The sequence below is a fragment of the Pseudomonas sp. XP1 genome (assembly GCF_053557675.1).
Genome location: NZ_JBNRIJ010000045.1, coordinates 2,179 through 12,671, shown reverse-complemented (window position 1 = coordinate 12,671; position 10,493 = coordinate 2,179). Strand labels below are relative to the sequence as shown.

Here is a 10,493-nt window from a genome sequence, read left to right as displayed (position 1 = left end):
CGGCTAAAGCCGCTCCCACAGGTACTGCGCACGATTCAAATCCAGCGCAATCCCTGTGGGAGCGGCTTTAGCCGCGAAAGGGCCGGTACAGCCCACACAAAACCATCGTTCATAAAACAGAACGCTAGAGCCAAAAATCGCTATCTACCGCCAAAAAGGTCATGGTTTTAATCTTCTCCCATCAACGCGAAACACCCCACTTACTGAAAAGATCAAAACCCTTGGGAGCAACGACCATGACCAAATTCAAATACAACCGCCTGAACAAAGACGACGCCGCTGTCCTGCTGGTTGACCACCAGGCTGGCCTGCTGTCCCTGGTCCGCGACATCGAACCGGACGCGTTCAAGAACAACGTATTGGCCCTGGCCGACCTGGCCAAGTTCTTCAACCTGCCGACCATCCTCACCACCAGCTTCGAGCAAGGCCCCAACGGCCCGCTGGTACCGGAACTGAAAGCCCTGTTCCCGGACGCCCCGTACATCGCCCGCCCAGGCCAGATCAACGCCTGGGACAACGAAGACTTCGTCAAGGCGGTGAAGGCCACCGGCAAGAAGCAACTGATCATCGCCGGCGTGGTGACTGAAGTGTGCGTAGCCTTCCCGGCGCTGTCAGCCCTGGAGGAAGAGTTCGAAGTGTTCGTGGTCACCGATGCCTCCGGCACCTTCAATGCCATGACCCGCGACGCCGCCCACGACCGCATGAGCCAGGCCGGCGCACAACTGATGACCTGGTTCGGCGTGGCCTGTGAGCTGCACCGCGACTGGCGCAACGACATCGAAGGGCTGGCGGCGCTGTGCTCCAACCACATCCCGGACTACCGCAACCTGATCACCAGCTACAACGCTTTCACCGCCAACAAGTAAGCCAGATGCGCGGGCACCGCAAACCGGTGCCCGCCAAGGCAGCACACCTGTCCAATCCTGCGCCCGTCCGCCGTTGCACAGTGGATGCGGGCAAGCTCATCCCAAGGAACGCCGATGAACACCGCACTCCAAGACAACCGCGAAGTGGTAACCGTATGCCTGCAACACCAGGTTATTGATAGCACGCCGGGCACCACGGCAGCCCAACCGCCGCGCTGGAAGCAGGCGCTGCTGACCTACCTGGTGATCTGCCCGATGACCATGATCGTTCCACAACTGCTGGCGCCGTTGTTCGCACGCGTCCCGCAGTTGGGTGGAGTGATCACCAGCAACCTGATCGTCAACCTGTTCGTCATCCTGCCCGTGGTGTTCTACATCATGCCTTGGGTAACCCGCCGCTGCGCCAATTGGCTGCGCGGCTGAGCCAGGCCTTTACCTCGACATTTTCAAGGAGATACCGACATGAGCACGTTCGTTACCCGCGATGGCACTTCGATCTACTTCAAGGACTGGGGCAGCGGCAAGCCTGTGCTGTTCAGCCACGGCTGGCCACTGGATGCCGACATGTGGGATTCGCAGATGGAATTCCTGGCCAGCCGCGGCTACCGGGCCATTGCCTTCGACCGCCGTGGCTTCGGCCGTTCGAGCCAGCCGTGGAACGGCTACGACTACGACACCTTTGCCGATGACATCGCCCAGCTGATCGAGCACCTCGACCTGCGCGACGTGACCTTGGTGGGCTTCTCGATGGGGGGCGGTGACGTCAGCCGCTACATCGCCCGCCACGGCAACGAGCGGGTGGCCGGGCTGGTGCTGCTGGGCGCGGTGACACCGGTGTTCGGCAAGCGTGACGACAACCCTGAAGGTGTCGACCTGTCGGTGTTCGACGGTATCCGCGCCGGCCTGCGTGCCGACCGGGCGCAGTTCATCGCCGACTTCGCCACGCCGTTCTATGGCCTCAACCATGGGCAGCAGGTGTCCCAGGGTGTGCAAACCCAGACCTTGAACATTGCGCTGATGGCATCGATCAAGGGCACATTGGATTGTGTGACCGCGTTCTCCGAAACCGACTTCCGTCCGGATATGGCCAAGATCGATGTACCAACCCTGGTGATCCACGGTGACGACGACCAGATCGTGCCGTTCGAGAGCACCGGCAAGCAGGCGGCGGAGCTGATTCGCGGGGCTGAGCTGAAGGTGTACGCGGGGGCGCCGCACGGGTTTGCGGTGACTCATGCACAGCAGCTGAATGAGGACTTGCTGGCGTTCCTCCAGGAGTAATGGTGGGAGGCATTCGCGGGTAAACCCGCTCCCACAGGGGGATACCACAGTCTTGCAGGCCTGTGGTGTCCCTGTGGGAGCGGGTTCACCCGCGAAGAGGCCAGCCCAGGCAGCACAAATGCTGAACAGGGCTAACCTTCAACCACCCACCGCACATCCATCCAAGCCTTGCCCCTACACCAACCGGCATGCTCCGCAGTTGCGCCTGCCCGCTGCCGCACCCAGACGGAGAACCCCATGTCCCAGGACCGCAACGACAAGACCCGTCGCCAGTTCCTCGCCACCAGTACCGTGCTCGGTGCCGCCGGCGCGCTCTGGTCCGCATTGCCCTTTACCGGTTCCGCCGGTTCCGCTCACGCATTCACCCAAGGAGGTTCCATGACCGCCGACCTGATTCTGTTCAACGGCAAACTGCACACCGTTGATCGTGAAAAGCCCACCGCGACCGCCGTCGCCATCAAGGATGGCCGTTTCATCGCCGTGGGCAACGACGCCGAAGCCATGGCCCACAAGGGCGCCACCACGCAAATCATCGACCTCAAGCAGCGTACGGTCATCCCTGGTTTGAACGACTCGCACCTGCACCTGATCCGTGGTGGCCTGAACTACAACCTGGAACTGCGTTGGGAAGGCGTGCCTTCGGTGGCCGATGCCCTGCGCATGCTCAAGGACCAGGCTGCGCGTACGCCGACCCCGCAGTGGGTGCGCGTGGTCGGCGGCTGGAACGAGTTCCAGTTCGCCGAAAAGCGCATGCCCACTCTGGAGGAGATCAACCAGGCCGCGCCAGATACCCCGGTATTCCTGCTGCACCTGTATGACCGCGCACTGCTCAACCGCGCCGCGCTCAAGGCAGTCGGCTACACCAAGGACACGCCCAACCCGCCGGGCGGCGAGATCCAGCGTGACAAGTTCGGCAACCCGACCGGCATGCTCATCGCCCGCCCCAACGCGATGATCCTCTACGCCACCCTGGCCAAGGGGCCGAAGCTGCCGCTGGAATACCAGGTCAACTCCACGCGCCAGTTCATGCGCGAGCTCAACCGCCTGGGCCTGACCAGCGCCATCGATGCCGGTGGTGGCTACCAGAACTACCCGGACGACTATCAGGTGATCCAGGAGCTGGCCGACAACAACCAGCTGACCGTGCGCATTGCCTACAACCTGTTCACCCAGAAGCCCAAGGAAGAGCTGGACGACTTCCGCAAGTGGACCTCCAGCGTGAAGCTGCACAGCGGTACCGACTTCCTGCGCCACAATGGCGCCGGCGAAATGCTGGTGTTCTCCGCCGCCGACTTCGAGGACTTCCTCGAACCGCGCCCGGACCTGCCGCAGACCATGGAGCAGGAGCTGGAGCCGGTGGTGCGCCACCTGGTCGAGCAGCGCTGGCCGTTCCGCCTGCATGCTACCTACAACGAATCGATCACGCGCATGCTCGACGTGTTCGAGAAGGTAAACCGCGACATCCCGTTCAATGGCCTGCCGTGGTTCTTCGACCACGCCGAAACCATCACGCCGCAAAACATCGAGCGCGTGCGCGCGTTGGGCGGCGGTATCGCCATCCAGGACCGCATGGCCTTCCAGGGTGAGTATTTCGTTGACCGCTACGGTGCCAAGGCCGCCGAGCAGACCCCGCCAATCAAGCGCATGCTCGACATGGGCGTGCCGGTGGGCGCCGGTACAGACGCCACCCGCGTGTCCAGCTACAACCCGTGGACCTCGCTGTACTGGCTGGTCAGCGGCAAGACCGTCGGTGGCATGGAGCTGTACCCGGAAGGCCTCAGCCGTGACACCGCGCTGCAGCTGTTTACCCAAGGCAGCGCCTGGTTCTCCAGCGAGCAGGGCAAGAAGGGCCAGATCAAGGTGGGCCAGCTGGCCGACCTGGCGGCGTTGTCGCTGGACTTCTTCAGTGTCGATGAAGAGGCGATCAAGGGCATCGAGTCGGTGCTGACCGTGGTCGACGGCAAGGTGGTGTATGGTGCGGCGGAATTCGACAAGCTCGGCCCGCCCCAGGTGCCGGTGCTGCCGGAGTGGTCGCCGGTGACCAAAGTGCCGGGGCACTGGCGGGTGGGCACTCCGTCGCTGGCAGCCGCCGTGCACCAGTGCAGCGGGCCATGCGGGGTGCATGCGCACAGCCATGAGAAGGCCCGGCATTCGAGTGTGCCGGTGAATGACTACCAAGGCTTCTGGGGCGCGCTCGGTTGCTCGTGCTTCGCGTTCTAAGCTGAGCTGATGTGAAAAAGGGGGGCCAGTTATTGGCCCCCTTTTTTGTTCCTTCAGTGCTGGCCCCTTCGCGGGCTCGCCCGCTCCCACAGGTACATCACAGCCCTTAGGCTTTGTGCGATCCCTGTGGGAGCGGGCGAGCCCGCGAATAGCATCAATGGTGAGCCTTGTGCTCAGCTCCAGCCAACAGATGCCGAATCTTCACTTCCACCCCATCGGTCTGCAGCATCCGCACCCGCGCCTCGATCTTCAGCTCACCTCGGGTTACCCGGTGGTGATGCCGCAAATGCTCCAGCCACGACTCCTCGAAGAAAAACTCCAGCCACAACGCCGGGTCCGCACTGTCGCGCATCAACCCCCACGACAACGCGCCATTGCGCTTGCGCATCGCCTCCAGCTCCCGTGCGGCCTGCTGGAACGCCTCGGCCTTGGCCGGGTCGATGTGGTATTCCACGGTGACCATCACCGGCCCGCTTTCCTTGTCCATGTCGTCGCTCAGCAGTGGCACCGGCCAATGCAGTGACGGCGTCAGCTCCTCGGCTGCGGTTTCCGGTAGCGTCACCTTGCAGGTCAGCAGCGTGCCCAACGCCAGGCCGCCTGCGGCCAGCAGCAGGCTCAAGGTGATCGTTGCATGGCTGGCCAGCGTGCCCCACAGCAACCCGCCACTGGCCATGGCACCAAAGAAGATCAGGATATACACCGACAAAGCCCGCGCCCGTACCCAGGCAGGCACTGAGGTCTGTGCCGCCACCTGCAGGTTGGACAGCACGGCAATCCACGCCGCGCCGCTGAGCAGCATCGCCGGTAGCAGCACATAGAAGTTGCGCACCAGCGCCAGGGCCAGCAGGAACAGTGCATACAGCAGGCTGGCCAGCAGCACCAGGCGGTCGCGGCTGATGCGTTCGCGCAAGCGTGGCAGCAAGGTGGCACCGGCCACTGCGCCAATGCCGATGGCCGCCAGCAGCAGGCCGAAATCGGCGGCGGTGCCATGCATTTCGCCACGCACGATCAACGGCAGCAGCGAGGTACCGGCGCTGGCGCAGAAAAAGAATGCCAAGGCGCGCAATATCACCGCCTGCAAGGGTTTGGCACTGCGCGCGAAACGCAGCCCGGTGCGCATGGCGCCGACGAAGCGCTCGGCCGGCAGCAGCGGCTCCTTCACCTCGCGCTTCCACAGAAACAGCACCAGGATCACCCCGGCGAACGAGATGGCATTCAGGGCGAAGGTCAGCCACGGGCCGACCATGCTCACCACCACGCCGGCCAAAGCCGGGCCGACGGCGCGTGACACGTTGATACCGACACTGGAAAGCGCCACCGCGTTGGCCAGGTCGTCCTTGCTCACCAGCTCCGGTGTCAGCGCGCTCCAGGCCGGCATCATCAGTGCCGTGCCGATGCCCAACGCCAGGGTAAGCACCAGCAGCAGGGTGACGTTCATCAGCCCGAGCAGGGTCAGGGCCGCCAGCACCACGGCCACCGAAGACATCCACAGTTGCACCAGCAACAGGTAGCGGCGCTTGTCGACGATATCCGCCGCCGCGCCGGCCGGCAGGGCAAGGAAGAACATCGGTAGCGAGCCGGCTACCTGGATCAGGGCCACATGCAAAGGGCTGGCCGACAGCGTGGTCATCAGCCAGCCGGCGCCCACCTCGTGCATCCAGGTGCCGATGTTGGAAGCGATGGTGGCGATCCACAGCATGCGGAAGGTGGTGTTGCGCAATGGGCTCCAGGCGCCTGAAGGGGATGTGCTCATGTCAGAAGCTGCCTTTGAGTGGGTATTCGATGATCAGGTAGATCCGGTCGATGTCATCGCCGGCCTGGGCCTGGTTGGCGCGGTGGCTGACGTGGGAAAACGACAGCCTCAGGTCCTTGGCGGCGCCGGACTGCACCACGTATTTCAGGTCGATGTCGCGTTCCCAGTGCTTGCCGCCGTCGCCGTACTGGCCCACGTAGACGCCACCGGCTGGGGCATGGCTGCCATCGATGCCACGGCCGCTGACGTAGCGGCCCATCAGGCTCAGGCCGGGGGCGCCAAGGGTGGCGAAGTCGAGGTCGTAGCGCAGTTGCCACGAGCGCTCGCCGGGGCCGTTGAAGTCGGCATACTTGATCGAGTTGGCCAGGTAGATGGAGTCGCCGCCGACGAAGTCGAACGGGGTGTCGCCCTCGACCTTCTGGTAGGCCAGGCTCAGCGCTTGGGCGCCGAAGCTGTACCTGGCCAGCAGGCTGTAGGCGAGGGTGTCGATTGCCCCGGCACTGGCATTGCCGGTGTCGCGGGTCTTGTACAGGTTGCCGTCCAGGCGCCAGTTGCCCTCGGCCAGGTTCAGGTTGAGGTAGGCCTGGCGCCAGGTGTCATCCAGCTGGCCTGCGTACAGTGCGCCGCCGAATGGCCCGTCGGGTGCGAACGCGGCGCCGGCCAGGCTGATGGCACGTTTGTCGGTGGTAGCGCCATAGCCGCTGAAGTCATCGTGGCTGGAGCTGTTGTCCTGGTTGTTGAAGGCGGTGAAATGCCCGGCCTGCAGGCGCCAGTCGGGCAGGTCGGTGTTGTCCAGGAACCAGCCGGTGGCGTACTCCGGGTGCAGGCGTTTGTCGCTGGTGTCGAACACCGGGGTTTCCACGGTCATTTCGCCGTAGCGCAGTTGGGTATTGCCCAGGCGCAGCTTGAGTGCGGCGCCGGCGCTTGAGTAGTCGGACTCGGCGCGGCCATCGCTGTCGCGCGGCAGCAGGCCGGTGCCGGCATGGCCGCGGCCGCCGTCCAGCTTGAGGCCGAGAAAACCATGGGCATCGATGCCGACGCCGAGCGTGCCCTCGGTGAAGCCGGAGCGGATTTCGCCAATGAAACCCTGGGCCCATTCCTGGCGGTAGTTCTGGCCACTGCCGGAGGGCGAGCGGAAGTCGCTGTGCAGGAAGTAGTTGCGGCTGAGCAGCGACCAGCCGGGTTCGTCAGCCTGGCTGAGTACCGGGCATAGGGCGAGGGTGGCGAGCAGGGCGCGGCCTGGTCCGGGGTTGGCGCGGATCATGGGGCCTCCAAGGGGATGATCCGGGACTGTGGAGCAAGGATAGGCCAGCGGTCTTGTAAGGTTGTGCTGGAACGGGCAGCTAGAGGCTGAACGCCTTGGCGATCGCATCGATCACCACCCGCACCCGCGCCGTATGGCGGACATCCTGATGGGTCACCAGCCAGATGTCGTAAGGCCTGCCTTGCGCCCACACTTGCTGTAAGCCCGCACGTGCGCCCATCGGCACCGGCAGTTCACCCAGCCCGATGCCACTGGCCAGTGCTTGGCGCACCATCAGCCCCGAGGTGCAAGTCATGGCGATGCGCCCTTTGGCGATCGGTTCGCCGGCCAGTGTCACCTCCTTGCCGCTGTCCAGATAAGGCTGGTAGATCACCAGTTCGTGCCCGGCAAACGCACCACCGGGCACCGGCTCGCCAAAGTGCTTGAGGTACGTATGCGAGGCGAACAGTGCGGTTTGCCAGCGCGCCAGGCTCCGCACCACCAGTTCAGGGTTGTCCGGCTTGTGCGTACGTACGGCGATATCTGCCTCGCGCTGGCTGAGGTTGAGCATCTGCGTGGACGCGTGCAATTGCACTTCGATCCCAGGGTGTTCCAGGCGCAACCGAGCCACGGCTGGGATGATGAAGTCCGATGCGAAGGCGTCGGTACTGGTCACTCTCACTACTCCGCTCAGGCGGTCATCCAGTCCAAGAATCTGCCGCTGCAGGCCGGCGGCGGCAGATTCCATCGCCAAGGCAGCCCGCATAGCCACTTCGCCGGCGCTGGTCAGGGAGTAACCGCTGGAGGTCCGCAGGAACAGCGTGGCATGCAGCGCGCCCTCCAGCGATGCGAGCCGGCGACCCACCGTGGCCTGGTCCACGCCCAGACGGCGTGCGGCGCCGCGCAGGGTTTGCTCGCGGCACAATGCAAGAAACACGCGGGTGTCGTCCCAGTTCATCGAAGTCGTCCTCGGTGATGCGAAAATGCAGGGCTGGTATGTAAACTCGCTGCGTTATTTCATCGTTCGGCGAATTTATGCTTTCCCCATCACCATCATCAAGCGCCGTTCACGGGGCAGGGGAAAATCATGAATAATTCGTTACGGGCACCCTGGTTGCCGATTTGGGCTGGGCTATGTGCCAGCCTGGTCGGGATCGGCCTGGCACGGTTTGCCTATACACCGCTGATTCCGGCACTGATCGGTGCTCACTGGTTCGCCAGTTCAGCAGTGGTCTATCTGGGGGCGGCAAACCTGGCCGGCTACCTGATCGGCGCCCTGATTGGCAGGCCGCTGGCTGCCCGGTGGTCGAGCGCCATGGCGCTGCGCGGCATGATGGTGCTGGTGAGCCTGACATTCCTGGCGTGTGCCTGGCCGTTGTCGGTGAGCTGGTTCTTTGCCTGGCGCCTGCTGTCGGGCGTGGCAGGTGGTGTGATCATGGTGCTGGTGGCCAGCGCAATATTGCCCCATGTCACTGCCTCGCGACGCGGCCTGGCCAGCGGGGCCATCTTCCTGGGCCTGGGCCTGGGCGTCGCGGCTTCTGCGAGTCTGGTGCCATGGTTGCTGGATAAAGGCCTGCAGCAGACCTGGCTGGGGCTGGCCGCGTTGTCGCTGCTGCTGACCGTTACCAGCTGGGCAGGCTGGCCCGTTGAACTTGAACATTCGTCGGTGCCCCCCGCACGGCGGCAGGCGGCGGTTTCACCCGCAATTCTCGTGCTGTTTGGGCAATACGCGTTGATGGCCACGGCGCTGGTGGCACCCATGATGTTTCTGGTCGATTACATCAGCCGCGGCCTGGGCGCGGGCACCCACGCTGGCGCTGTAATATGGGCGCTCTATGGCCTGGGCGCGATTGCCGGACCGGTACTGTATGGGTTGTTGGCCGATCACCTCGGTGCCCGTGCCGGCATTCGTCTGGTGCTGCTGGCACAACTGGGCGCGCTCGGGATCTTGCTGAGCAGTCACGACCTGCGCCTGCTGGGTGCCGCCGCGCTGCTGATCGGCTCCTTCCCCCCGGGCATCGTGCCACTGGCGCTTGCCAGAGTGCATCAGCTGGTGGACGGCCATGACCGGCAGAATGCGACCTGGAGCCGTGCGACAGTTTCGTTCGCCAGTTTTCAGGCCATTGCCGGCTACGCATACTCGGCGTTGTTCGCCGCCACGGATGGCCACTACGGTGTGCTGTTCGCGGTGGCGGCCGGGGCGGTGTTGCTGGCGCTGCTGGTCGACCTGCTGCTCAAGGAGCGTCAGGCCATGTCGCTGATGGCGAACTCTTCGGCCAGGTGATCGATCAGCGCACGCACCGAAGGCAGCAACCCGCGCCGCGACGGGAAGATCGCATGCACGATGCCGCAACGCGGGTGCCAGTCGGGCAACAACTCCACCAGCCGCCCCGCTGCCAGGTCCTCACGCACCGCCACCCGCGGCAGGTGCGCAATACCCACCCCCGCCACCACGAAATGGCGCAGGGCAAACAGGTCGTCCGTCACCATGCGCGGTGTGTGCGGGATGACGATGCTGCGGCTGCTGTCCTCGCCCTGGAACAGCTCCCACTGGTACTCACGCTGGGCGCTGCCCCAATGCACGCTGGGGAGCGTGCCGAGCAGCTGCGGGTCGAAGCCCTTGGGCAACTGCTCCAGGTACTGCGGCTGGCCGACCAGGCACTGGGTACTGTTGCTCAACACCTTCATCACCATGTCGGTGTTCTCCAGCGGCGGAAAGCGCACCCGCAGGGCGATGTCGAAACCCTCGTGCAGCAGGTCGACGCGGCGGTTAGTGCTCTCGATGAACAGCTCCACCTGCGGGTATTTGAGCATGTAGCGGGTCAGCATCGGCCCGACCCAGGAATTGAGCAGGGTGGTCGGGCAACTGATACGCACCAGGCCGCGTGGTTCGCTGCGGTTGCGCTCGATGATCTCTGCCGCGCCCTCGGCTTCCACGCGCATGGCCAGGCAACGGTTGTAGTAGGCCTGGCCAATCTCGGTCAGCGAGCAGTGGCGGCTGGTGCGGTGCAGCAGGCGCACGCCGAGGCGGTCCTCAAGGTCGGCGATGCGCCGGCTGAGCTTCGACTTGGGCATGTCCAGCGCCCGGCCGGCAGGTGCGAAGCCACCGTGTTCCACGACTTGGGTGAAG

9 protein-coding genes are annotated in these 10,493 nt (G+C 64.4%); 5 read left to right on the top strand and 4 right to left on the bottom strand.

Going from position 1 to position 10,493, the window contains the following annotated elements:
* Positions 1-236: 236 nt before the first annotated feature.
* The 4 genes from ycaC (at position 237) to ACK1U9_RS23850 (ending at position 4,367) form a co-directional block, all read left to right on the top strand.
* Complete coding sequence (gene ycaC, locus ACK1U9_RS23865) at positions 237-866, top strand: isochorismate family cysteine hydrolase YcaC (protein ID WP_449110223.1); 630 nt, start codon at positions 237-239, stop codon at positions 864-866.
* Between the two features lie 114 nt (positions 867-980).
* Positions 981-1,289: a hypothetical protein gene (locus tag ACK1U9_RS23860; protein WP_046613671.1), complete on the top strand. Its 309-nt coding sequence runs from the start codon at positions 981-983 to the stop codon at positions 1,287-1,289.
* A gap of 39 nt (positions 1,290-1,328) precedes the next feature.
* Positions 1,329-2,147, top strand: a complete 819-nt coding sequence (locus tag ACK1U9_RS23855; RefSeq protein WP_046613670.1) for an alpha/beta fold hydrolase — start codon at positions 1,329-1,331, stop codon at positions 2,145-2,147.
* A 378-nt stretch (positions 2,148-2,525) separates the two neighbouring features.
* Complete coding sequence (locus ACK1U9_RS23850; protein WP_161797614.1) at positions 2,526-4,367, top strand: amidohydrolase; 1,842 nt, start codon at positions 2,526-2,528, stop codon at positions 4,365-4,367.
* Between the two features lie 154 nt (positions 4,368-4,521).
* Here ACK1U9_RS23850 and ACK1U9_RS23845 read toward each other — a convergent pair whose 3' ends face one another.
* The 3 genes from ACK1U9_RS23845 to ACK1U9_RS23835 form a co-directional block, all read right to left on the bottom strand.
* Complete coding sequence (locus ACK1U9_RS23845) at positions 4,522-6,120, bottom strand: MFS transporter (RefSeq protein ID WP_046613668.1); 1,599 nt, start codon at positions 6,118-6,120, stop codon at positions 4,522-4,524.
* A 1-nt stretch (position 6,121) separates the two neighbouring features.
* The gene (locus ACK1U9_RS23840) at positions 6,122-7,384 is read right to left on the bottom strand and encodes an OprD family porin (protein ID WP_108481652.1); all 1,263 of its coding nucleotides are present in this window, start codon (positions 7,382-7,384) and stop codon (positions 6,122-6,124) included.
* 79 nt (positions 7,385-7,463) lie between these two features.
* Positions 7,464-8,321, bottom strand: a complete 858-nt coding sequence (locus ACK1U9_RS23835; protein WP_085601138.1) for a LysR family transcriptional regulator — start codon at positions 8,319-8,321, stop codon at positions 7,464-7,466.
* 129 nt (positions 8,322-8,450) lie between these two features.
* Between ACK1U9_RS23835 and ACK1U9_RS23830 the strand changes: the two genes are divergently transcribed.
* A complete protein-coding gene (locus ACK1U9_RS23830; RefSeq protein ID WP_108481651.1) occupies positions 8,451-9,647 on the top strand; it encodes a YbfB/YjiJ family MFS transporter in 1,197 nt (398 codons plus the stop codon).
* Here the strand turns inward: ACK1U9_RS23830 and ACK1U9_RS23825 are convergent.
* The coding region (locus ACK1U9_RS23825) for a LysR substrate-binding domain-containing protein (RefSeq protein ID WP_449110222.1) at positions 9,608-10,493 on the bottom strand (886 nt) is incomplete at its 5' end. The genes ACK1U9_RS23830 and ACK1U9_RS23825 overlap by 40 nt on opposite strands.

Coding starts and splice junctions, on each gene's coding strand:
- ACK1U9_RS23845 (WP_046613668.1), bottom strand. CDS start 6,120: ATGAGCACATCCCCTTCAGGCGCCTGGAGCCCATTGCGCAACACCACC.
- ACK1U9_RS23830 (WP_108481651.1), top strand. CDS start 8,451: ATGAATAATTCGTTACGGGCACCCTGGTTGCCGATTTGGGCTGGGCTA.
- ACK1U9_RS23860 (WP_046613671.1), top strand. CDS start 981: ATGAACACCGCACTCCAAGACAACCGCGAAGTGGTAACCGTATGCCTG.
- ACK1U9_RS23850 (WP_161797614.1), top strand. CDS start 2,526: ATGACCGCCGACCTGATTCTGTTCAACGGCAAACTGCACACCGTTGAT.
- ACK1U9_RS23855 (WP_046613670.1), top strand. CDS start 1,329: ATGAGCACGTTCGTTACCCGCGATGGCACTTCGATCTACTTCAAGGAC.
- ycaC (WP_449110223.1), top strand. CDS start 237: ATGACCAAATTCAAATACAACCGCCTGAACAAAGACGACGCCGCTGTC.
- ACK1U9_RS23835 (WP_085601138.1), bottom strand. CDS start 8,321: ATGAACTGGGACGACACCCGCGTGTTTCTTGCATTGTGCCGCGAGCAA.
- ACK1U9_RS23840 (WP_108481652.1), bottom strand. CDS start 7,384: ATGATCCGCGCCAACCCCGGACCAGGCCGCGCCCTGCTCGCCACCCTC.